The sequence below is a fragment of the Leisingera sp. NJS201 genome, assembly GCF_004535885.1.
Lineage (GTDB): Bacteria > Pseudomonadota > Alphaproteobacteria > Rhodobacterales > Rhodobacteraceae > Leisingera.
Genome location: NZ_CP038234.1, coordinates 1618976 through 1642077 on the forward strand (window position 1 = coordinate 1618976; position 23102 = coordinate 1642077).

At 62.6% G+C, this 23102-nt stretch carries 21 protein-coding genes; 8 read left to right on the plus strand and 13 right to left on the minus strand.

The window, feature by feature from the left end:
- Window positions 1-40 precede the first annotated feature (40 nt).
- Window positions 41-2314 (minus strand): NADP-dependent malic enzyme, encoded by a 2274-nt coding sequence (locus tag ETW23_RS08050; RefSeq protein ID WP_134829690.1) that lies wholly within the window; start codon window positions 2312-2314, stop codon window positions 41-43.
- 32 nt (window positions 2315-2346) lie between these two features.
- On the minus strand, window positions 2347-2799 hold the full coding sequence (locus tag ETW23_RS08055) for a hypothetical protein (RefSeq protein WP_134829691.1): 453 nt from the start codon (window positions 2797-2799) through the stop codon (window positions 2347-2349).
- 79 nt (window positions 2800-2878) lie between these two features.
- Here ETW23_RS08055 and ETW23_RS08060 point away from each other — a divergent pair, with 79 nt between their 5' ends.
- From ETW23_RS08060 to ETW23_RS08080, 5 genes are all read left to right on the plus strand, one after another.
- Window positions 2879-3271, plus strand: a complete 393-nt coding sequence (locus tag ETW23_RS08060; protein ID WP_129370568.1) for a cytidine deaminase — start codon at window positions 2879-2881, stop codon at window positions 3269-3271.
- On the plus strand, window positions 3271-4575 hold the full coding sequence (locus ETW23_RS08065; protein WP_134829692.1) for a thymidine phosphorylase: 1305 nt from the start codon (window positions 3271-3273) through the stop codon (window positions 4573-4575). The genes ETW23_RS08060 and ETW23_RS08065 overlap by 1 nt, the downstream gene beginning before the upstream one ends.
- Window positions 4575-5786, plus strand: coding sequence for a phosphopentomutase (locus ETW23_RS08070; RefSeq protein ID WP_134829693.1), 1212 nt, complete (start codon window positions 4575-4577; stop codon window positions 5784-5786). The genes ETW23_RS08065 and ETW23_RS08070 overlap by 1 nt, the downstream gene beginning before the upstream one ends.
- A gap of 91 nt (window positions 5787-5877) precedes the next feature.
- On the plus strand, window positions 5878-6510 hold the full coding sequence (gene upp, locus ETW23_RS08075) for a uracil phosphoribosyltransferase (protein WP_129370571.1): 633 nt from the start codon (window positions 5878-5880) through the stop codon (window positions 6508-6510).
- Window positions 6511-6695: 185 nt separating this feature from the next.
- Window positions 6696-8012, plus strand: a complete 1317-nt coding sequence (locus ETW23_RS08080) for an SPOR domain-containing protein (RefSeq protein WP_134829694.1) — start codon at window positions 6696-6698, stop codon at window positions 8010-8012.
- A 199-nt stretch (window positions 8013-8211) separates the two neighbouring features.
- Here ETW23_RS08080 and ETW23_RS08085 read toward each other — a convergent pair whose 3' ends face one another.
- Entirely contained in the window at window positions 8212-9222 is a 1011-nt protein-coding gene (locus ETW23_RS08085; protein WP_134829695.1) for a hypothetical protein, read from the minus strand.
- A gap of 104 nt (window positions 9223-9326) precedes the next feature.
- Window positions 9327-10955, minus strand: coding sequence for an AMP-binding protein (locus tag ETW23_RS08090; RefSeq protein WP_134829696.1), 1629 nt, complete (start codon window positions 10953-10955; stop codon window positions 9327-9329).
- A 76-nt stretch (window positions 10956-11031) separates the two neighbouring features.
- Here ETW23_RS08090 and ETW23_RS08095 point away from each other — a divergent pair, with 76 nt between their 5' ends.
- The 3 genes from ETW23_RS08095 to ETW23_RS08105 all read left to right on the plus strand — a co-directional run bounded on the left by ETW23_RS08095 (window position 11032) and on the right by ETW23_RS08105 (window position 13587).
- Window positions 11032-11955, plus strand: coding sequence for a DMT family transporter (locus ETW23_RS08095; protein ID WP_134829697.1), 924 nt, complete (start codon window positions 11032-11034; stop codon window positions 11953-11955).
- A gap of 174 nt (window positions 11956-12129) precedes the next feature.
- Window positions 12130-12795 (plus strand): sulfotransferase family 2 domain-containing protein, encoded by a 666-nt coding sequence (locus tag ETW23_RS08100; RefSeq protein ID WP_134829698.1) that lies wholly within the window; start codon window positions 12130-12132, stop codon window positions 12793-12795.
- 111 nt (window positions 12796-12906) lie between these two features.
- Window positions 12907-13587, plus strand: a complete 681-nt coding sequence (locus ETW23_RS08105) for a Hint domain-containing protein (protein WP_134829699.1) — start codon at window positions 12907-12909, stop codon at window positions 13585-13587.
- A gap of 111 nt (window positions 13588-13698) precedes the next feature.
- On the opposite strand, the gene ETW23_RS08110 is transcribed toward ETW23_RS08105, so the two are convergent.
- The 9 genes from ETW23_RS08110 to ETW23_RS08150 all read right to left on the minus strand — a co-directional run bounded on the left by ETW23_RS08110 (window position 13699) and on the right by ETW23_RS08150 (window position 23060).
- On the minus strand, window positions 13699-15900 hold the full coding sequence (locus ETW23_RS08110; RefSeq protein ID WP_134829700.1) for a 3-hydroxyacyl-CoA dehydrogenase NAD-binding domain-containing protein: 2202 nt from the start codon (window positions 15898-15900) through the stop codon (window positions 13699-13701).
- Entirely contained in the window at window positions 15897-16382 is a 486-nt protein-coding gene (locus ETW23_RS08115) for a cupin domain-containing protein (protein WP_134829701.1), read from the minus strand. The genes ETW23_RS08110 and ETW23_RS08115 overlap by 4 nt, the downstream gene beginning before the upstream one ends.
- Window positions 16382-17593, minus strand: a complete 1212-nt coding sequence (locus ETW23_RS08120) for an acetyl-CoA C-acetyltransferase (RefSeq protein ID WP_134829702.1) — start codon at window positions 17591-17593, stop codon at window positions 16382-16384. Before ETW23_RS08120 ends, ETW23_RS08115 begins: the two co-directional genes overlap by 1 nt.
- A gap of 10 nt (window positions 17594-17603) precedes the next feature.
- On the minus strand, window positions 17604-18236 hold the full coding sequence (locus ETW23_RS08125; RefSeq protein ID WP_134829703.1) for a glutathione S-transferase family protein: 633 nt from the start codon (window positions 18234-18236) through the stop codon (window positions 17604-17606).
- A 277-nt stretch (window positions 18237-18513) separates the two neighbouring features.
- On the minus strand, window positions 18514-19662 hold the full coding sequence (locus ETW23_RS08130; RefSeq protein WP_134829704.1) for an acyl-CoA dehydrogenase family protein: 1149 nt from the start codon (window positions 19660-19662) through the stop codon (window positions 18514-18516).
- A gap of 28 nt (window positions 19663-19690) precedes the next feature.
- Window positions 19691-19903, minus strand: coding sequence for a hypothetical protein (locus ETW23_RS08135; RefSeq protein WP_134829705.1), 213 nt, complete (start codon window positions 19901-19903; stop codon window positions 19691-19693).
- Window positions 19904-19979: 76 nt separating this feature from the next.
- On the minus strand, window positions 19980-21761 hold the full coding sequence (locus tag ETW23_RS08140) for an acyl-CoA dehydrogenase C-terminal domain-containing protein (RefSeq protein WP_134829706.1): 1782 nt from the start codon (window positions 21759-21761) through the stop codon (window positions 19980-19982).
- A 74-nt stretch (window positions 21762-21835) separates the two neighbouring features.
- Window positions 21836-22237: a MerR family DNA-binding transcriptional regulator gene (locus ETW23_RS08145; protein ID WP_129370584.1), complete on the minus strand. Its 402-nt coding sequence runs from the start codon at window positions 22235-22237 to the stop codon at window positions 21836-21838.
- 454 nt (window positions 22238-22691) lie between these two features.
- Window positions 22692-23060 (minus strand): MerR family DNA-binding transcriptional regulator, encoded by a 369-nt coding sequence (locus tag ETW23_RS08150; RefSeq protein ID WP_134829707.1) that lies wholly within the window; start codon window positions 23058-23060, stop codon window positions 22692-22694.
- Window positions 23061-23102: the final 42 nt, after the last annotated feature.

Below are 23102 nucleotides of genomic sequence, written 5' to 3' on the forward strand. Positions count from 1 at the left end.
TCCCTGGACAGGCGGCCAGCGGTAATTCCCAGCCGCAGGATTAACCGTAGTGCGCCACCGGGGTGCCGGCAATGGCGGCCATGTTCAATAGCCCGCGCGCGGTGATCGAAGGGGAAACGATATGGGCGCGGTTGCCCATGCCCATCAGGATCGGCCCGACCTCCAGCCCGCCGGCCCGCATTTTCAGGATGTTGCGCACGCCTGAGGCGGCATCGGCATGGGCAAAGATCAGCACATTGGCCGCGCCCTCCAGCCGCGAATTGGGGAAAATCCGCTCACGCAGTTCGGGATCCAGCGCACTGTCGATGTTCATCTCGCCCTCATAGGCAAAATCCCGGTGCCTTTCGTCCAGGATCTCCAGCGCGGCGCGCAGGCGGCTGCCGGTGTCGCAGGCGATATTGCCGAATTGCGACTGCGAACACAGCGCGATCTTCGGCTCCAGGCCGAAGCGGCGCACGTGGCGGGCGGCGCCGATTACGGTTTCCGCAATCTGTTCCGGCGTCGGCTCGATCCGCACATGGGTGTCGGCAATGAACAGCGGCCCGTCCTCCAGGATCATCAGCGACAACGCCCCGTGCGGCGCATAGCTGTTGCCGCCCAGAACCTGTTCGACATAGTTCATGTGCCAGCGGTATTCACCAAAGGTGCCGCAAATCAGGCTGTCCGCTTCACCGCGATGAACCATAATGGCGCCAATTGCAGTGGTATTGGTGCGCATGATCGCTTTGGCAAGATCCGGCGTCACCCCGCGCCGCTGCATCACCTTGTGATAGCTGTTCCAATAGTCGTAATAGCGCGGGTCGTTCTCCGGGTTCACCAGCTGAAAATCGCGCCCCGGCCGCACATCCAGCCCCAGCCGCTCACAGCGGCGCTCAATCACTTCCGGGCGGCCGATCAGGATCGGGGTCTCGGTTGTCTCTTCCAGGATCGCCTGCGCCGCACGCAGCACCCGCTCATCCTCGCCCTCGCTGAACACGATCCGGCGGGACGCGGCGCGGGCGGCCTCGAACACCGGTCGCATCAGCAGGGCGGACTTGAATACCGTCTGGTTCAGTTTCTGCTTATAGGCCTCGATATCCTCAATCGGCCGGGTCGCTACGCCGCTGTCCATTGCCGCCTTGGCAACGGCGGAGGAGACCACCGCCACCAGCCGCGGGTCGAAGGGTTTGGGGATCAGGTAATCGGCGCCGAAATTCAGCTGTTCGCCTTTGTAGGCAGCCGCGGCTTCGGCGCTGGTTGTGGCGCGGGCCAGTTCGGCAATGCCGTCGACGCAGGCGATCTGCATCTGGTCGTTGATCTCGGTTGCCCCGACATCCAGCGCGCCGCGGAAGATGAAGGGGAAGCACAGCACGTTGTTGACCTGATTGGGAAAATCGCTGCGGCCCGTGGCGATGATCGCCTCCGGCGCCACCTGGCGCGCGGCCTCCGGCATGATTTCCGGCGTCGGGTTCGCCAGCGCAAAGATGATCGGGCGGTCCGCCATCTTTGCCACCATTTCGGGCTTCAGGACGTTCGGGCCGGACAGGCCAAGGAACAGATCCGCGCCGTCCATCACCTGGTCGAGCGCGCGCAGGTCCGACGCCTGGGCAAAGGCCGCCTTCTGCGGGTTCATATCCTCCTCGCGGCCTTCATAAACCAGACCGTGAATATCGCAGAGCCAGATATTTTCGCGCTTCACCCCCAGTTTCACCAGCATGTTGAGGCAGGCAATCCCCGCCGCGCCGCCGCCGGTGGAGACGATCTTGATGTCTTCAAACGACTTGCCCGCCACATGCAGGGCGTTCTTGGCGGCCGCGCCCACAACAATTGCGGTGCCATGCTGGTCGTCATGAAACACCGGAATGCCCATCCGCTCACGGCAGATCTTCTCGACGATAAAACAGTCCGGCGCCTTGATGTCTTCGAGGTTGATGGCGCCGAACGTCGGCTCCAGCGAGCAGACGATATCCGCCAGCTTTTCCGGATCGCTCTCATTCACTTCAATGTCAAAACAATCGATGCCCGCGAAGTTTTTGAACAGGACCGCCTTGCCTTCCATCACCGGTTTTGAGGCCAGCGCGCCGATGTTGCCCAGCCCCAGAACCGCTGAACCGTTCGACACGACCGCCACCAGATTCCCGCGCGAGGTATAGCGGGCAGCATTGGCGGCGTCCGCTTTGATCTCGGTGCAGGCCTCTGCCACACCGGGCGAATAGGCGCGTGCCAGATCGCGCCCGTTGGCCATCGGTTTGGTCGCGCGGATCTCCAGTTTACCGGGCCGCGGAAACTCGTGATAGTTGAGCGCGGCTTGGCGCAGGTTCTGTGAATCGGACATCTGGCGCTCCTGAAGATCAGTATTGTTTAGTGTTAAACCATTTTTCTTGCCGGAAACCTAGTCCAAACTGACGCAAATGAACGCCAGTGCTGGCAAGCGGCGGCTTCTTGCGTGAATTCTGCCTTGCGGACGCCTTTGCCGGCAAATGAAAAGGGAATAAAATCGGGGCGCACAGTCGCCGGATTTTGCCTGCGCAAGCTGGAGCGGTTCTCTGGTATAGTGCTGATTGCCAAAGCCTTGGGGAAGAAAACGGACATAATCAAACGGCGGATGACTTGCGGATTGCGGGTTTTCCAGCCGCCGGGTGTACTGCGGGCTGCTAGAAAACCAAAGACATCCTTGGCGACCGCTGTATTCTGACTGAAGATCTTAGTTGGTTTTACAAAGGCCCGCCGCCTGGCCGGCCCCTGAAACAACGTGAAACTACTGAACGTGGATTGGTTTTGCTTGTTCGGCTTCACACCGGGATGCCAAGTGAACTGCATAGCAGGGCTTTCGCTCTGCGGGGCATATCAGCTAGGCTGCGGCATTCTGACCAGATGATCAAAAACCGGGGAAACACCCATGAGCCTCAAAGCCGCCGCAACCGCCGTCCGCGAAAACGCCCACGCGCCTTACTCCAATTTCAAGGTTGGTGCCGCCATCCGCTCGTCCAGCGGCCAGATCTACGTCGGCTGCAATGTTGAAAACGTGGCCTATCCGGAGGGCACCTGCGCCGAGGCCGGGGCCATCGCCGCCATGGTGGCCGCGGGCGAAAAGCAGTTGGCAGAGGTCTATGTGATCGCCGACTGCCCCTCTCCGATCCCGCCCTGCGGCGGCTGCCGTCAGAAGCTCAAGGAGTTTGGCACAGGAGAGGTGAAAGTGACCCTGGCAACCACCGACGGTGCTGAGAAGGACACCACAATCGGCGATCTGCTGCCGGGCGCTTTTGACGTGGACCATATGGAGCGCAGCTGATGGACGCCCGCGCCATCAATGCAACGCTCCGGCGCGGTCAAACACCGGGCGAGCACGCACTGCGCTGGTTTGCCGAAGGGCTGGCCAATGGCGCGGTCTCGGACGCGCAGGCCGGGGCCTTTGCCATGGCGGTCTGCCTGCAGGGCCTCAGCGTCGAGGGCCGCCGCGCCCTGACGCTGGCGATGCGCGACACCGGTGATGTGCTGGCATGGGATCTGGACGGGCCGGTTCTGGACAAACACTCCACCGGCGGGGTGGGGGACTGTGTGTCGCTGCTTCTGGCGCCTGCGCTGGCTGCTTGCGGCGCCTATGTGCCGATGATCTCGGGGCGCGGCCTGGGCCACACCGGCGGTACTTTGGACAAGCTGGAATCGATTCCCGGTGTTTCCACCAGCGTCAGCGAAGACCACCTGCGCCGCATGATGCAGGACATGGGCTGCGCCATTGCCGGCGCCACTGCGCGGATCGCACCTGCGGACAAGCGGCTTTATGCGATCCGCGATGTGACCGCGACGGTGGACAGCCTCGACCTGATCACCGCCTCGATCCTGTCCAAAAAACTCGCCGCCAGCCCGGATGCGCTGGTGCTGGACGTGAAAATCGGCTCCGGCGCCTTTATGAAAACCGCCGATGACGCCCGTGCGCTGGCGCAGTCGCTGTGCGATACCGCCAATGCCGCCGGCTGCCGCACTTCGGCGCTGATCACCGACATGAATCAGCCGCTGGCGCCCGCCCTGGGCAATGCGCTGGAAGTGGCCGAGGTGATGCGGGTTCTGACCGGGCAGGCGGCTGGCCCCCTGGCCGGGATTTCCGCGGTTTTGGGCGGCGAATTGCTGGCCCATGCCGGGCTGGCAGCTGATGCAGGGGATGGCGCGGCCAAGATCACCGCAACCCTTGCCGATGGCCGCGCGGCAGAGCGGTTTGCCCGAATGATTGCCGCCATGGGCGGCCCCGCGGATTTCGCCGCCAAATGGCAGGATCATCTGCCCGGCGCTGAGGTTGTGCGTGATGTGAAAGCGCCAATCGCCGGCTGCGTCTCGGCAATGAACGGCGAAGCCCTGGGCCTGACCGTTGTCAGCCTCGGCGGCGGCCGCATGGTGGAGAGTGACAAAATCCATCACGGCGTTGGCATTTCCGGCATAGCCCGCCTGGGGCAGCAGGTCGGGGCAGGGGATGTCCTGGCCCGCATTCACGCGGCCAGCGATGATGCGGCGGACAGGGCAGAGGCTTCCCTCCTGGCCTCCATTGCCATCGGCGATGCGCCGGATGCGCTGCCGCCGCTGGTTCATGAAAGGATCTCCTGATGCCCCGTGCCTTCCTTGTGGTGATGGATTCCGTTGGCATCGGCGGTGCCCCGGACGCCGGGACGTTCTTCAACGGCGATCTGCCGGATCTCGGCGCCAACACATTGGCCCATATCGTCCAGGCCTGTGCTGCGGGTGAGGCCGAGGAGGGCAGAAGCGGCCCGCTGCAGGTACCCAGCATGGAGCGCCTTGGCCTAGGCGCAGCAATGCGGCTGGCGTCCTCAGTGCCGTTTCCGGGCCTGAATGCAGAGCCGCAGGGCCGCTGGGGCTGTGCCAGCGAAGTCAGCCGCGGCAAGGACACGCCCTCGGGTCACTGGGAACTGGCGGGGCTGCCGGTGCCCTGGGACTGGCATTACTTCCCCGATCAGGCGCTGTCTTTCTCCGAAGACCTAACGGAATTTGTGGCGGAGCAGGCCGGCACCGATGGCATCCTCGGCAATTGCCACGCTTCCGGCACGGTGATCCTAAACGACCTTGGCGCCGAACACATGCGGACCGGCAAGCCGATATGCTACACCTCCGCCGACAGCGTCTTTCAGATCGCCGCGCATGAGGGCACATTCGGCCTCGACCGCCTGCTGACCCTGTGCAAATCCATCGCCCCCCGCCTGCACGCAATGAAAGTGGGACGGGTTATTGCGCGGCCTTTCCTTGGCTCGGCGGAGGACGGGTTCACCCGCACAACCAATCGCCGCGACTATGCGATCACCCCGCCGGCACCTGTGCTGACAAATTGGGTGCAGGACGCCGGCGGCAAGGTCCATGCTATCGGCAAGATCGGTGATATCTTCTCTATGTCCGGCATTGATACATTGGAAAAAGGCCCTGATGCCAAGCTGATGCAGCATCTCTTTGATGCAGTGGAGATGGCAGAGGAGGGCAGTCTGACATTCGCCAACTTTGTTGAGTTCGACAGCATGTACGGCCACACCCGCGACATCGCCGGTTATGCCCGTGCGCTGGAGTGGTTCGACGCGGAACTGGGACGGCTGCTGGCAAAGCTGCGCCCTGATGACATGCTCGTGCTCACCGCTGATCACGGCAATGATCCCAGCTGGCCCGGCAGTGACCACACCCGCGAACAAGTGCCGGTTCTGGTCGCAGGGCTTGACGCCGGCCCCGTCGGGCAGGTCAAATTCGCCGATGTGGGCGCCTCTATTGCGGCCCATTTGAACGTCCCGGCCCAGGGCCCCGGCAAGAGCTTTCTTTGACTTCATGGTCAAAACCCGCTTGCCAGCCGCGGCCAGGCCCGTAAAAGCGCTGCAAACAGAACCGCCGCAAACAAAAAAGTAGGAGTGCCCCATGACCGACCACCTGACCGTTGTTGATCACCCGCTTGTGCAGCACAAGCTGACCCTGATGCGGGACAAGGGCACATCCACGGCCGGCTTCCGCCGCCTGCTGCGCGAGATTACCCAGCTCTTGGCCTATGAAATCACCCGCGGAATGGAGCTGACCACAACCAGCATCGAAACCCCGATGGAGGAAATGGACGCGCCGATCCTGGCCGGCAAGAAACTGGCGCTGGTGTCGATCCTGCGCGCGGGCAACGGTATGCTGGACGGGGTGCTTGAGCTGATCCCCTCGGCCCGTGTCGGCTTTGTCGGCCTTTACCGGGACGAGGAAACCCTGGAACCGGTGCAGTATTACTTCAAAGCGCCCGAAGCGCTGGAAGACCGGCTGGTGATCGCGGTGGACCCGATGCTGGCCACTGGCAACAGCTCAGCTGCGGCCATTGATCTGCTTAAGGAGGCCGGCGCCAATAACATCCGTTTCCTGTGCCTTCTGGCCTCGCCCGAGGGTGTTGCACGGATGAAGGAAGCGCACCCGGATGTGCCGATCGTCACCGCCTCGCTGGACCGGCAGCTGAACGAGAAGGGCTACATTCTGCCCGGTCTGGGTGATGCCGGCGACCGGATGTTCGGCACCAAATGACCTGATCGGAAACGGCCAAGGCAGCCCTGATTGCCTTGGCCGGACTGCCCGGCTGCCGCCCGCGGCACGAAAACTAGTTCCAATTTGCGCAAAAATTGCCGCCGTGCGGCCTTATTGTTGCCGCAGAATCTTTACTCACAGGCCGGATTCGGGCATCCTGCAGCCATATTTTGTGGGGCTCAGGAATGAAAATAACTAGAATTATTGCACTGGCCATCATCGCGGGGACAACCGTGGCAGCAGGTATACAGGCGCAAACCCTGCGTGAAACCAGCCCGCCCTCCGAATTTCCGCCTGCCTCCTATACGGGCAAGCAATATGTGGACAGCCGCGGCTGTGTCTACATCCGTGCAGGCATCGACGGCAATGTCACTTGGGTGCCGCGGGTCTCCCGCTCGCGCAAGCAGATCTGCGGCTATGCACCAACCAAGCTGGCGGGCGCCACGCGAACGCAGCAGGCAGCCCCGGCACCGGAGCTGATCACCCTTGACCCGGGCCAGCAGCCGGCACAATCGAATGCGGGCGCCACGGCGCCCAGGGTTGTCACCACGGCCAAACCGCGCCGCACACCGCAATCCACCAGCGCCCGGCCTGCAGCCGCTCCGGCGCCGTTGCCGAAACCGGCAGTCAAAAGGGTCGTGCGGGTGACGCCCAAGCCAGCACCGGCACCAGTCCCGGCAGCCCCCGCTCCGGCAGCAGTGCAGCCCGCAGGCAGCGGTGCTTGCGCCGGGCTATCTGATATCAGCCGCCAGTACTCCAATGCCACCGGCGCGCGCTGCGGCCCGCAAACTGTTTCGCCGGTGACCTACGGCGGGCAGGACAGCGGCGCGCAGTCCTCTCTGCGCCTCACCCCGAATACACGTGTGGTGCAGACGCACATCTACCAGGACCGCCGCCTCAGCAACAGTTTCACGGTGCCCGAAGGCTATCGCCCGGTCTGGACCGACGGGCGGCTGAACCCGCAGCGTGCGGTGCGTACCGTGCGTCCGGCAGTGGTGACCGGTTTTGCCCAGGCCCCGGCCGGCTATCTGACAGTGGAACGTGAGGATGGCCGCCTGAACCCGATGCGCGGCGTGCGCACGCCCGAGGGCGACGCGCAGATGGCGCAGGTCTGGACCAATGGGGTGCCGCGCCGCCTGGTGCAGCTGCCATTGGACCGTGCCACGCTGACACTGCCGCGCAATGTGCGCCGCAGCCCGGCCGAAGCGCAGCCGTCGGGCCTGCGTCTGTCCTCCCGCTCGGCACCGGATGCGGCGGTGCCGCAGCAGGCCGCATCGCGGCGGTACATTCGCGCCGCAACTTTTGCCGGTGCCGCTGAGGCCCAGGCCGCAGCGCGGCAGCTTGCTGCTGCCGGCCTGCCGGTGCGCCTTGGTACAGTCAGCCGCAGAGGGCAGCCCTACAAGGTGGTTCTGGCAGGCCCGTTTCAAGCCGATGACCAGGCCGCCGCAGCCTTGGCCAAGGCCCGCAATGCTGGTTTCACCGGCGCCCGGATCAGTAAATAACATCGGGGCAGGGCCTGCCCCTGCCTCTGCAAAGACGGTCAGCACCCCTGCGGTCCGAAGGCGGAATGCACCAATGAGCGCATAATGGCCCGTTCCTGACACCATCAGGGGCGGGCTTTGTGTTCTGTGCCGCAGCTGCTCCAGTTTCTGTATGAACAATTGTGCCGCCCGTATTGCGCCGGGACCCCAAAACGGGCGCCTAGCCGCAGATGTTCTGCAATTGAACCCAGTCGCGGTCATTCAGCAGCGGCTTCTGGTCGCGGCCTGCCATCGGGTCCGCCTCGATCAGCCCCAGCACCGTTTCACCGGTGATGTCCAGCGCGTAGGCATAAGGCGATGAGGGCAGCGCTGCGCGGGCGAACTCGGCCAGCAGCACCTGATCCGGCAGTGCCGGGCGCGGACTGGCCAGGGTCGCCTCGGAATAGGCATCCAGGGCAGCGCGGTCCAGCTCGCCCGTGGTCAGCAGTTTGAAGGCGGCCATGACACCGCCGGCCTCCAGCAGTTCGAACATCGGGTCGCTGGCCTCAGCCCGGGCGCGTTCCGCCAGGATGGCGCCGGCCGCAACTGCCGGATCCTCGAAATCCTCAACGAACGAACGGTTCAGCAGCACGATGCCGCCAGGCAGATGCAGGCTGCCGGGAATGCCTGAGCGAAGCACCGCCAGCTGCCGCACCCCGGTGCGCGCTGCCAGATCCCGCAGGATCGGAGCGGCTTCCGGCGTCGCGCAGGCCGGCCCCGAGACCCGCTCGATCCGGCCAAGCAAGGCTTGGCCGATGGCCTTGCGCTTAATGTCAGGAACCACGCTGACAGCATGCCGGGTGACAGCACCAGGCAGCCACAAAACCAGCAGCGCCAGCACCAGCGCAAAGGTGCCCAGGATACTGACAGCCCGCAGCCGCCCGGGCCGCGCGCGGGAACGGCCGATGGCGTTTTGCACCCGGGCTATCGCCTCCAGCATGGCGGTCTCGTCCTGACCCAGTTCCAGTGTCTCGCCGGGATCGCCATCGGGGTGGAACAGGGCCGGGAACGCTCCGGGATTGGCGCGTTCGACCGCTGCCAGCGACCAGTGGGCCAGCGGCAGGTCATTCATGCTTGCGATGGTCAGCGTCGCATCGCCCAGCGAGATGATCACATCCCGCCGCTGCGCCTCCCGGTCCGCGCGCCACAAGCCCGCAGCCTCCAGCCGCTCAAATTCCCTCAATGCCGTCATGCAGCCAGCCCGGCCCCCGTTCTTATCGTTGCCAGCAGGATAATCACATAAAACAGGGGCAGCAAATTGCTTTGCTGCCCCGGACGCTGTTTCGCCGCGAAAAATTACAGGTTCTTGGCGATATTCCTCAGTTCGAACTTCTGGATCTTGCCGGTGGAGGTTTTCGGCAGCTCTTGGAACACCACTTTCTTGGGCGCCTTGAAACCCGCCAGCGTCTCGCGGGTGAAGGCGATCAAAGCAGCAGCATCTTCCGCGGCACCCGGTTTCAGCTCGACAAAGGCACAGGGCACCTCGCCCCATTTGTCGTCCGGCATCGCAGCGACCGCGGCCAGCAGCACATCCGGATGCGCCATCAGCACGCCTTCTACTTCAACCGAGGAGATGTTCTCGCCGCCCGAAATGATGATATCCTTGGCCCGGTCGGCAATCTGGATGTAGCCGTCGGGGTGCTGCACTGCCAGGTCGCCGGAGTTGAAGTAGCCGTCCTTGAACGCCTCTGCAGTGGCCTCCGGGTTCTTCAGATAGCCCTTCATCACCACATTGCCGCGCAAGGCGATCTCGCCCTGGCTCTGGCCATCTTTGGGCAGGGTGTTGTGATCGCTGTCGCGCACCACCACCGGCTCCAGCATCGGCATGGAAACCCCCTGGCGGGATTTCTTGGCGGCAATGCCGGCCTTGTCCAGCCCGTCCCATTCAGCGGCCTTCCAGTAGCATTCGGTGACATGGCCATAGGTTTCGGTCAGCCCGTAAACATGGGTGATGTTAAAGCCCAGATCCTCGATCTTGGACAGGGTTGCGGGCGCTGGCGGGGCGCCTGCGGTGAAGACCTCCACCGTGTGATCAAAGGTGCGGCGCTCTTCGTCCAGCGCATTGACCAGCATGTTCAGCACAATCGGCGCACCGCCGAAATGGCTGACGCCCTCATAATGGATGGCGTTATAGATGTTCTGCGCGGTGACATCGCGGCAGCAGACCAGGGTGCCGCCCACCACCGGCATCATCCAGGTGTGGTTCCAGCCGTTGCAGTGAAACAGCGGCACGATGGTCAGGTAGACCGGATGCAGCACCATGCGCCAGGACACCACCGTGCCCATGGTCATCAGATACGCGCCGCGGTGATGGTAAACCACGCCCTTGGGCCGCCCGGTGGTGCCGGAGGTATAGTTCAGCGCCAGGCTTTCCCATTCATCATCGGGCATGATCCATTGGAAGTCCGCATCGCCGCTGGCCAGCAGCGCCTCGTATTCCATATGCCGGCCGGTGGCGTGCCAGGTGGCCTGATCATCCGCCACTTCGATCAAAACCGGGGCCGGGCCTTCCATTTCCTCGACGGCGGCTTCGGCCAGTTCCAGGAACTGCGGATCGACCAGCACCGCCTTGGCTTCGCCGTGGTCAAAGATATAGGCGACTGTGCCCACGTCCAACCGGGTGTTGATGGTGTTCAAGACCGCACCGCAGGCGGGCACGCCGAAATGCGCCTCGGCCTGGGCCGGGATATTCGGCAGCAGAGTGGCCACCACGTCGCCTGGTTTTACCCCCAGCTTGACCAGCCCCGAGGCCAGCCGTGTGCAGCGGCCGTGGTATTCGGCATAAGTTTTGCGGTGCTTGCCATAGCTTACCGCCAGATGCTCCGGAAACACCTGCGCCGCCCGCTGCAGATGCGACAGCGGCGTCAGCGGCACATAATTCGCGGCGGTCTTCTCCAGACCGGTTTCATCCGCCATCCACCCCATCAGTTTCCTCCCCTGAATCACTTTGGTGTCGTTTAGAGAACAGATATTGCGGAAAGTTGCGGGCAATGGGAAGGGTATGAAACAAACAGCTACCCTTTCCGCAGAAACCGGCAGCCAGACGGCGGCCGCGCACGCCATGCTGGCAGCCATGCTGATTATCGGCATTACCGACAATGCGGTCCCGCTGATGGCCGAACAGATCGGGCTGGGGCAGTTCTACCTGCTGCGAAGTTTTGTCGCGCTGCCGTTCCTGTGGCTGATGGCGCGGGCCGGGCTGGGCGGCCTGGCGCCGCGCCGGATGGGGGCGGTGCTGCTGCGGGCGGTGCTGGTTGCGGTGGCGATGGTGTTCTATTTTGCTGCTGTCGCGCTGATGCCGATCGCACAGGCGCTGGCGGGGCTGTTCACCTCGCCGATCATCATTGTGCTTATCTCGGTTCTGTTTCTGAAAATGCAGATTGGCTGGGTCCGCATCGGCGCCGTGCTGTTTGGGTTTTCCGGGGTGCTGATGGTGCTGCAGCCCGACCCGGCAGCCTTCAACTGGCTGATCCTGGTGCCGGTAGCAGGCGGGCTGTTCTACGCATTGGGGTCGCTGGCCACCGGCCTTTACTGCCAGGGCGAAAGCACGGTGGCGATGCTGTTCATCTACCTGCTGGTGCAGGGCGCACTGGGGGCGATGCTGCTCACCGGGCTGGAAATCTGGCCGCAAGCGGTGCCCGCTGGCGCCGATGGATTTGTCACCCGCGGCTGGGTCTGGCCGCTGTGGGAGATATCGCATCTGATCCTGCTGCAGGGCTGCGCGGCAGTTGGCGGCGTGTTCCTGATCACCAAGGCCTACCAGCTGGGCGAAGCGTCCTTTGTGGCGGTGTTTGAATATTCGGTGATGATCGTCGGACCGGGTGTTGCCTGGGCCTATTGGGGCCAGGCGCTGAACATCTGGCAGATGCTGGGGATCACCCTGATCATTGCCGCCGGCACCACCATTGCAGTGCGCTCAAGGTAGCCAGGCAGGGGCGCTGCCCCTCTTGGCCCTATGGGCCAATTCACCCCGGAGTATTTGCGCAAAGGTGAAATGGGCCGGGGGTGCTTTGGGTTTGCCGTTCACCGGGGCAGAGCGTTCTGCAGGCCTGCGCACATCAGCATTTCCAACTGCGGATCAATGGCCTAGGGTCGGCTCATGATCCTGTCTCCGGGCCGCAAATACGTCTTTATCCATATCCCCAAGACCGGTGGAACAGCGCTGGCCCTGGCGTTGGAAGCGCGCGCCATGGCCAATGACATGATGCTGGGCGACACCCCAAAAGCGCTGAAACGCCGCCGCCGTCTGAAGGACACGCAGACCCGCGGGCGGCTGTGGAAACACTCGACGCTGGCAGATATCGAAGGGCTGGTGCCGGATCGCACATTGCGGTCGCTGTTTGCCTTTACCCTGGTGCGCAACCCGTGGGACCGGGCGGTGAGCTATTACCATTGGCTGCGCGGGCAGAACTTCAGCCACCCGGCAATCCGTCTGGCACAAGAACTGGAGTTCCGCGGCTTTGTGCAGCACCCGGAGATCATCAGCGCGTTCCGCGGCAGCCCGGCGGCCTCATACATGCGCCACGCGGACGGGGCAGAGCAGTGCCGGCTGTACATCCGGCTGGAGCATTTTCACGACGATGCCCAGCCTCTGTTCAGCCACCTCGGGTTTTCTCTGGATCTGCCGCGGGTCAATGACAGCGGCCGGCAGCGGGACTGGCGGGCCTATTACGATGACCGTGCAGCCGGGGCCGTGGCGGAGGCCTGCGCGCAGGATATCGCGCAATTTGAATACTCTTTTAACGATTCCCCTCTATCCAGGTGACCGGGAAAGGCGCTTTTGCGGCCCCCGGGGCGGATCGGCCAACGGGGATTTGCCAAGGCGTGAGAGTTGAGGCCAGCCTGGGAATGCCTGGGCCGCAGGAAAGGAAACCGGATGCTGGATTGGCTTCTGAAACGTTCGCAGGTCTCTATGGGACGGGCATTGAACAGCGGTTTTCCACTGGTTTCCGTCGGGCAGGGCGGGTTTCTGGCTGGCACGCATGTGGCCTCGAACCTGGGCTGGCGCCCGGTTGAAGCGCTGACGCCAGGCGACAAAGTGCTGACATTCGATCATGGCATGCAGGAGATTGTGGAACTGCAGCGCGAAACCATCGTTCCGGGCGACGGCGATCTGGATCCGGCCCGCTGTCCGCTGCTGGTGCCGCGTGATGCGCTGATGAACCGGGTGCCGCTGTGGCTGATGCCGGATCAGGGCGTGCTGCTGGAGAGCGATCTGGTGGAGGATGTTCAGGGTGACCCCTTTGCGGTTGTGCCCGCCGCCGCGCTGGAGGGTTACCGGGGTATCCGCCGGATGCATCCCGGTGCGCAGCTGGAGCTGGTCACGCCGCGGTTTGCCCAGGATCAGGTGATTTACCTGGAGGCCGGAATGCTGGGTTTCGCAGCCGCGCCGGTCAACTTGATGTGCGGGCGTATCTTTACCGAAGAAGGCACTTACCGTGTGCTGCCGCCGGATGAGGCGCGCGGTCTGGTCTTGTCGATGATGGCCGAGGAAGAGCGCTGGGGCGCGCCTGGCGCGGCCTCGGTTGCGGCCCAATATCAGCAACCGCTGAATTGAGCGGGACCATCCGCCGCTAAACTGAGCGGGCAGCACACCATTCGGAGCAGTAAAAAACGGCCAGGGAATGCCCTGGCCGTTTTGTGTTTTCCGTTGCAGTTGCCGTTGCCGTCAGGCGGCGGCGGATTTCTCCGGGTCGAAACGGCCATAGAAGCTTTGGCCCTTGTTCGCCATGTCGCGCAGCAGATCCGGGCAGGCAAAGCGTTCGCCGTACTGCGCGGCCAGCTGATCGCAGCGTTCAGCTGCGTAAGGCGTGCCGATGATGTCCAGCCAGCTTAAGGGGCCGCCGGACCAGGGCGCAAAGCCCCAGGCCAGAACCGCGCCCACGTCGCCTTCGCGGATGTCCATAAGCACACCTTCCTCCAGTGCGCGCACCGCCTCCAGCACCTGCGCAAACATCAGCCGTTCCTGGACTTCGATCAGCTCGGGCTGTTCGGACGCTTGCGGGTATTTCTCCTGCAGGCCTTTCCAGTATTCAACGCGCTTGCCCTTGTCGTCATAGTCAAAGAAGCCTGCGTTGGCTTTGCGGCCCAGACGGCCCTGTTCTTCCATCCAGAAAATCAGATCATCCGACGGGCTTTCGGGATAGGCATCGCCCATCGCCGCCTTGGTAGCGCGGGCAATCTTGGCGCCCAGATCAATCGAGGTCTCATCGGTCAGCTGGATCGGCCCCACCGGGAAGCCCAGCTGGCGCGCGGCGTTGTCGATCAGCACCGGCGAGACACCCTCGGCGATCATCCGCACCCCTTCGTTGATGTAAGGAATGATGCAGCGGTTGGCGTAGAAGAAGCGCGCGTCATTGACCACAATCGGCGTCTTGCGGATCTGGCGCACGTAGTCCAGCGCCTTGGCCACCGCGCGGTCGCCGGTTTCCTTGCCCTTGATGATCTCCACCAGGAACATCTTTTCAACCGGCGAGAAGAAGTGGATGCCGATGAACTGATCTGCGCGGCTGGAGGCCTTGGCCAGCTCCGAGATCGGCAGGGTCGAGGTGTTGGAGGCAAAGATGCAGTCGTCGGGAATGATCGCCTCAACCTTCCGGGTCATCTCGGCCTTGACGCCTGGATCCTCGAATACCGCTTCGATGATCAGGTCGCAGCCCTTCAGCGCGTCCAGATCCGGGGTCGCAGTGATCTGTGCCAGCAGCGCCTCTTTCTTTTCCTCAGTCGCTTTGCCGCGCTTGATGCCCTTGTCCATATAGGCGGCGGAATAGGCCTTGCCTTTGTCGGCGGCGTCCTGATCACGGTCGATCAGTACCACGTCCATGCCGGCCTGGGCCGAGACCAGCGCGATGCCTGCGCCCATCATGCCAGCGCCCAGTATACCGATTTTCTTCACCGACTGGTCCGGCACATCCTTGGGCCGCACAGCGCCTTTTTCCAGCGCCTGCTTGTTCAGGAACAGGCTGCGGATCATCGCCGAGGACGACGGGTTCATTAGCACATGGGTGAACCAGCGCGCTTCGATCTTCAGGGCTGTATCAAAGTCAACCAGCGCCCCTTCATAGATCGAAGACAACAGTGCCTGGGCCGCGGGGAAGGCGCCCTGGGTCTTGCCGTTGATCATCGCCGAAGCGCCAACAAAGGTCATGAAACCAGCGGGGTGATACGGCGCGCCGCCCGGCATCTTGTAACCCTTGGCATCCCACGGCTTGACCAGATCGGCAGGTTTGGCATTCAGCACCCACTCCTTGGCTGCGGCCAGCGCATCATCTGCAACCGCGTCGATCAGCTGCGCGCCCTTGGCCTTCTTCGGGTCCAGCATCTTGCCTTCCAGCAGCACAGGCGCTGCCGCCATGGCACCCACCATGCGGGAGTACCGCGTGGTGCCGCCGCCGCCGGGGAAGATGCCGATCATGATTTCCGGCAGGCCGATCTTGGCTTTCGGGTTGGAGGTCATCACCCGGTGATGGCAGGCCAGCGCAATCTCTGTGCCGATGCCGGCACAGGTGCCGTTGATCGCACAGGCAACCGGCTTGCCGCCCTTCTTGGTCTTCGGGTCCATGCCTGCGAGTTCGAGTTTGCGCAGGATGCGGTGGCCGCCCATTGTGAAGTCGAACAGCCCTTGCGCGGGGTTCTCGCCGGATTCTTCGCGGATTGTCGCCAGCACATTCAGGTCCATGCCGCCGGCAAAATCCTTCTTGGCCGACGTGATCACGATGCCCTTGACGGCCTCGTCTTCCAGCGCCCGGTCCACGTATTCCTCCACCAGGCCAAAGGCCTCGCGGGTGAGGACGTTCATGGACTTGCCGATCGCGTCCCAGGTGATGATTGCGACGCCGTCTGCGTCCACGTCGTATTTGAAATCGCTCATGTATCTTCTCCGGTCTGGTCAGCCGTCAGCGGGCTGCCGTCCTTGCGGGTGAAATTGAAATCGCCGTTTGCGAATTTCACCATCATGTCCAAATCGCTGTAATAGCCGGTCTCGGTTGCGGTACGGGTGCCCACCACCAGAAAGGCGGCAGGCTTGCTCGAGCGGTTCACCAGATGGTGGCCGTTCTCCTCCCCCGCAGGGAAGGCGGCGCAATCGCCCGGGAGCATTTCATGCGCGCCCTGATCATCGATCAGGGTGCAGGTGCCCTCGGTCACCATTACGAACTCGTCCTGCTCCATATGGTAATGGCGCAATGACGACGCTGCGCCGGGTTCCAGCCGCACGATGTTGACGCCGTACTGGGTGAGGCCGCCGGGATCGCCCAAGGGCTGCACGCTGCGGCCTTCAGTCGAGGCCGCCAGCTTACCGGGATAGCCCGATCCGGTCCGCCAGGGCAGTTGGGAAAGGTCCAGTTTCGGCATCAGACGCGCTCGATGATGGTGGCCGCGCCCATGCCGGATGCGATGCACAGGGTTGCGAGGCCGCATTCCTTGTCCTGCCGCTCCAGCTCATCCAGCAGGGTGCCGATGATAATTGCGCCGGTCGCACCCAGCGGATGGCCCATGGCAATGGAACCGCCGTTGACATTGACCAGTTCCGGGTCGACATCAAACGCCTGCTGGAAGCGCATCACGACGGATGCAAAGGCTTCGTTCACCTCAAACAGATCCAGATCGCTGATCTTCATACCGTTGTCGGCCAGGATCTTTTCTGTCACTGGCACCGGGCCGGTCAGCATGATGGTGGGGTCAGTGCCGATCTTGGCGGTTGCCTTGATCCGGGCGCGCGGTTTCAGCCCGTGCTTCTCACCGAATTCCTTGTTGCCGATCAGCAGCGCGGCAGCCCCGTCCACGATACCGGATGAGTTACCCGCATGGTGGATATGGTTGATCCGCTCCAGATGCGGGTATTTCATCATCGCCACTTTGTCGAAACCTGGCATCTGTTCGCCCATCATCTGGAACGCCGGGTTCAGCGATCCCAGCGCCTGCATGTCGGTGCCGGGGCGCATGTATTCGTCGTGATCCAGGATCGCCAAGCCGTTCTGGTCGCGCACCGTGATCACCGATTTGGCAAAGCGGTTATCATCCCACGCGGCCTTGGCCCGGCGCTGGCTCTCCATCGCCAGCGCATCCGCCTGATCACGGGTGAACCTATACTCAGTTGCGATGATATCCGCGGAAATGCCCTGAGGCACAAAATACGTGTCCATTGCCAGGCTCGGGTCCACGGCAATCGCCGCGCCATCGCTGCCCATGGCAACCCGGCCCATCATCTCAACACCGCCCGCGATGTAACCATCGCCTGCGCCGCCTTTCACCTGGTTTGCGGCCAGGTTCACGGCTTCCATGCCGCTGGCACAGAAGCGGTTGATGGCGAGGCCCGGAATACGCTCGTCCAGGTCCGAGGCCAGAACCGCCGAACGCGCCAGGCAGCCGCCCTGTTCCATCACCTGGGTGACATTGCCCCAGATCACGTCCTCGACCGCATGGCCTTCCAGGTTGTTGCGCTCTTTTATTGCGTTCAGCGTCAGGGCCGACAGGCGGACCGAGGTCACCTCATGCAGGCTGCCGTCTTTGCGGCCCTTGCCGCGCGGGGTGCGCAGGGCGTCATAGATATATGCATCAGTCATTTTGCTCTCCTCACGCCCGGTCCGACGGGTTGCCGGGCATCAAATCATAGGGGTGTTTCCAGCCTGGAACCGCGCTGATGCGGGTCAGCCAGGCGTCAATATTAGGCCACTCGGTCCGGTCAAAGCCGAAGGGTTCGGGGTAATACAGATAACTGCAGCAGCTGATGTCAGCATTGCTAAGGTCCTCCCCCACAATCCACTCCCGCCCCTTCAGGTGGTGTTCCAATGTGGCATATGCGGCCTTCAGGCGGCCCTGCATGAAAGCGATCACTTCCGGCGGCCGGTGTTTTTCCGGCAGGAAGTTGATCAGGAAGCGGGTCATCCCGGCCTGGCTGGACATTTTGTGATTGTCCCACAGCACCCAACGCAGAATCTCGTACTTGTCTTCCGGACGGCCTGCGAACTTGCCGGTCTTGTCGCTGATATACTGCTGGATCACGCCGGACTGCGACAGGCACACATCGTCGTCCACCAGCACCGGCGCCTCGGCCATCACGTTCAGGCCGCGGTAATCGTCGGTGCGGTGCGCGCCGCTGAAGAAATCGACAAAGACCGGTTCCCAGGCAAGGCCCGACAGTTCCAGCGCTAGCGCCGCCTTGTAGGAATGACCGCTTTCGCCGAAGCAGTGCAGTTTTATTGTCATCTGCTGTTCCCTGTGTCTGCTGGTGGAGCGGGGTTTCACACCCCCGCGCCCCCGTGGAGTATTTTTGGAAAGATGATGCAGCATTAACCCGCTGCGTCTTCCTGTTTGCTATCTTTGACCTGCGGTACAGGCTGGAGAGCCGATGGCCGTGAAAGCTGAAGACGTCCCTGCCCATTTGGCGCTGGCCTGGGGGCAGGGGCACTCTTTCGCCTTCATCTTTCCCCAAATACTCAAATCCCATCATCAGCCTCCCGCCGCTCCGCCGCGGCTCCTGCGCCTACAGCGCCCTTGAAATCAGCTCCTTCATGATTTCATTGGTGCCGCCATAGATCCGCTGCACCCGGGCATCTGCCCACATCTCACCCACCGCATATTCCTGCATGTAGCCATAGCCGCCGAAGAGTTGCAGGCACTCGTCCAGAACCTCGCCCTGGGTATCGGTGATCCAGTATTTCGCCATCGCTGCCTTCTCAACCGTCAGCTTGCCCGCCAGATGCTCGGCAATGCAGTCATCCAGAAAGGCGCGTGCCACTTTGGCTTTGGTCAGGCATTCCGCCAGTTTGAAGCGGGTGTTCTGAAACTGCAGGATCGGACCGCCAAAGGCTTCGCGCTCCTTGCAATAGGCAATGGTGCGGTCCACGGCACCTTCCATGGCGCCCACTGCGCCGCAGGCGATGATCAGCCGTTCTTGCGGCAGTTGCTTCATCATTTGATAAAAGCCCTGACCCTCGGCGCCGCCCAGAATGTTCTCCGGCGGGATTTCCACGCCGTCAAAGAACAGCTCGGATGTGTCCGCCGCATGGCAGCCGATCTTGTCGAGGTTGCGGCCGCGGCTGAAGCCCGCTGCGCCATCGGTTTCCACCGCCACCAGCGAGACACCCTTGGCACCCGCTGCCGGGTCGGTCTTGGCAGCGACCAGGATCAGATTGGCGTGCTGCCCGTTGGTGATAAAAGTCTTCTGCCCCGACAGCCGGTAGGCATTGCCGTCCCGCACTGCCTTGGTCTTTATCGCCTGCACGTCTGATCCGGTGGACGGTTCCGTCATCGCCAGCGCGCCGACCAGTTCGCCGCTGACCATCCTGGGCAGCCAGCGCTGTTTCTGCTCTTCGGTGCCATAGGCCAGGATATAGTGGCCGACGATGCCGGAATGGATGCCCTGGCCCCAGCTGGCCAGATTGGCGCGGCTGCCTTCCATCAGGATCACCGCCTCATGGCCGAAGTCGCCGCCGGCGCCGCCGTATTCCTCGGGGATCGAGGGGCAGAGCAGGCCGAGGTCTCCGGCCTGGTTCCAGGTCTCCCGGTCCATCATGCCCTGCTTGCGCCAGGTCTCGAATTTGGGCGCCCATTCATTGGTGATGAACTGGGCCGTCATTCCGGCGAGCATCTGATGCTCATCCGTCATCCATGCGGAGCGCGTCTCGGTCATCTTTCTCCCTTTGGCCGCTTTGCGGGCCTTATCTTTTGCGCGCCTCCAGCTCGGCGTTGAACAGCCGCAGCCGGTGGCTCAGGTTTTCAAAATCCGTCACGCTGTCGAAATTCTCGAACAGGAATGACAGCGCCTCGCCTTCATCCAGCCCCGCCTCCTGGGCAAACTTCTTTAGCTTGCGATAGCCGTCCTCGGTCATTGCAACCGGAAAACGGCGGGTCAGGCGGAAACGTTTCGGCATCATGTGGTCCTTTGCATGTCAAAGCACCGGTCGGGGTTGCGTTGGGCGTTCCCGTCACGGGAACGCCCGGAAGGCATCAGAAAGCGTCTGCGTCCAGCGCCATCACCGTATCAGCACCGCTTTCGATGCGGGCCAGGTGCAGTTTGGTCGCGGGCAGCCGCCGTGCCATATAGTACCGGCCGGTTGCGAGTTTCGTCTCATAGAACGCCGCGTCAGAAGACCCCGCGTCAAGCGCTTCCTGCGCGGCCTTGCCCATCTTTGCCCACATCAGGCCCAGGCAAACCTGCCCGAACAGATGCATGAAGTCGTAAGAGCCGGCCAGCGCGTGGTTGGGATCCTTCATGCCGTTTTGCATGAAATACATGCCTGCCGCCTGCAGGTCTTTGGATGCGGCCTTCAGCGGATCAATGAAGTCTTTGCCGAAAGCCTCTGAAACATCTTTGTTTTCCTGGCAGAACGTTTTCACCAGATCAAAGAACGCCAGCACGTATTTGCCGCCGTGCTGACCCAGCTTGCGGCCCACCAGGTCCAGTGCCTGCACGCCGTTGGCGCCCTCATAGATCATCGCGATGCGGGCATCGCGGGTGTATTGCGACATGCCTGATTCTTCGATGTAGCCGTGGCCGCCGTAAATCTGCTGCGCCTGCACGGTCATGTCATAGCCCTGATCGGTCAGGAAGCCCTTGATCACCGGCGTCATCAGCGAGATCAGCCCGTCGGCGTCCTTGTCGTCCGCACGGTGCGCCTGGTCGATCAGGGTGGCCCCCCACAGCAGGAACGCGCGCGCGCCCTCGGCAAAGCTTTTCTGGTCCATCAGCGAGCGGCGGATATCCGGGTGCACAATCAGCGGATCGGCGGGGCCGTCCGGGTTTTTGGCGCCGGTCACATCGCGGCCCTGCAGCCGGTCCTTGGCGTACTCGACCGCGTTCTGATAGGCGGCCTCGGCCTGGGCCAGGCCCTGCATGCCGACACCCAGACGGGCCTCGTTCATCATGGTGAACATGGCGCGCATGCCTTTATGCTCTTCGCCCAGCAGCCAGCCGGTGGCGCCGTCATAATCCATCACACAGGTCGAATTGCCGTGGATGCCCATCTTCTCTTCGATCTTGCCGACCGAGACGCCGTTACGCTCTCCCAGCGAGCCGTCTTCTTTCACCAGGAACTTGGGCACGATGAACAGGCTGACGCCCTTGATGCCGTCGGGGCCGCCGGGGATTTTGGCCAGCACCAGATGGACGACGTTTTCCGCCATGTCGTGATCGCCCGAGGAGATGAAGATCTTCTGTCCCGAGATCTTGAAGCTGCCGTCGCCCTGCGGTTCTGCCTTGCTGCGCATCAGGCCCAGATCGGTGCCGCAATGCGGTTCGGTCAGGTTCATGGTGCCGGTCCACTGACAGCTGACCATATTGGGCAGATAGGTGGCTTTCTGTTCGTCCGTGCCATGCACCAGAATAGCCGAGGCGGCGCCATGGGTCAGGCCCTGGTACATGGTGAACGCCTGGTTGGCAGAGGAGAAAAACTCCCCCACTGCGGTGCCCATCACATAGGGCATGTTCTGGCCGCCGAACTCCTCGGGCATATCCAGCCCGGTCCAGCCGCCTTCCTTGACCTGCTCAAAGGCCTCTTTGAAGCCCTTGGGCGTATAAACCACGCCGTTTTCCAGCCGGCAGCCCTCGGTGTCGCCCACCACATTCAGGGGGTGCAGCACTGCGCTGGCGATCTTGCCGGCTTCTTCCAGCACAGCGCCGGTAAAATCCGGCTCCAGTTCGCTGTATCCGGGGGTGCCGCTGCCGGACACCTTCAAAACGTCATGCAGGATAAACTGGGCGTCTTTTGCGGGGGCTGTATAAGAAGGCATTGCGGTCCTCTTCAGGGGTCTTGTTGCTTAGGGTCGGTGCCGGGCAGGCCGGCGGAATAGGGCGGGGCGGCTGCCTATTGGGCGGCCTCCTGCTTGGCCCGCATCGAGGCGATCATCTTTTCGCCCCAGGCCAGCTGGTCTTTCAGGTCCTCGATCGCCTCGGTCAGCTCTTCGCGCTGGCGCTCCATATCGGCAAGCCGCTCGCGGCCGACCTCATAGGTCTTGGTGAGCTGGGTCACCTGCTGGTCACCGGCATGGTACAGATCCAGCAGCTGGCGGATTTCCTCCAGGCTGAACCCGAACCGCTTGCCGCGCAGGATCAGCTTCAGCCGGGCGCGGTCGCGTTTGGTGAACAACCGCTTCTGGCCGTCGCGGATCGGGAACAGCAGTTCCTTGGCCTCGTAGAACCGGAGCGTGCGGGGCGTGACGTCATATGCCTCGCACATCTCCCGGATGGTCATGGTTTTCTCAGTCATCATCGTTACTCTTACGGCTTGGTGCAGGACCAAGCTGGGCGCATCCGGCTTTTCGATCAAGACTGACTTTACGTTTACGTAAGTTGTACGTTGCGTCACTTTGGGCTGAGTGAAAGGTTCGTAAAACGAACATAAAGTGACGCAGCGTTACGGATTTGTGCCCTCGCCAGAGCAAGGTTCCGAAGCCTTGAAAGGAATGTTTTGCAGACGAATCCAGCAGCCCGGAATCAAAACCAAGGCGTCAGGCAAGCGCTTGCCGGCCGTGCTTTGCGGCGCATAGCACGAGAGACCGCCCCAAAGGGCCGGCGCCTTTGCAGCCTGGCATCACATTAAAAATACAGCGCTGCCTGGCTGCCAGAAAACGGCAGGCAAAACAGGTCGGCACCCGCCCTGAGGGCAGGCGCTTGCCCGGCTTATTAAAACGGGACTGGCTTAGGATGGATGTCGAAGGAGATTACTTCAGCAGCGCCCGGGTGCTTTCGCGCAGCTCGCTCAGCTCTTCAATGGCCTCATTGATCTGTTCACGCTGCTTTTCCAGTTCCACCAGCTGACGGTCAGCCATATCCATGAACGCATGGTTTTGGGCGTCATTGCTCTCTTTTTCATAGATCATGAGCCACTGGCGGATCTCTTCCAGCTGAAAGCCGAACTTCCGCCCGCGCAGGATCAGCTTCATCCGCGCCCGCTCCCGTGCGCCATAGAAACGCGACCGGCCTTCGCGGTCCGGCTGCAGCAATTCGATGTATTCATAGTAGCGCAGCGTCCGCGGCGTAACCTCGAACTCGGCGCACATTTCTTTGAATGACAATCTGTTGTCGGTCATCCGTCTTCTCCCTTGCCGGGAACCTATGCACTTGCAGCGAAC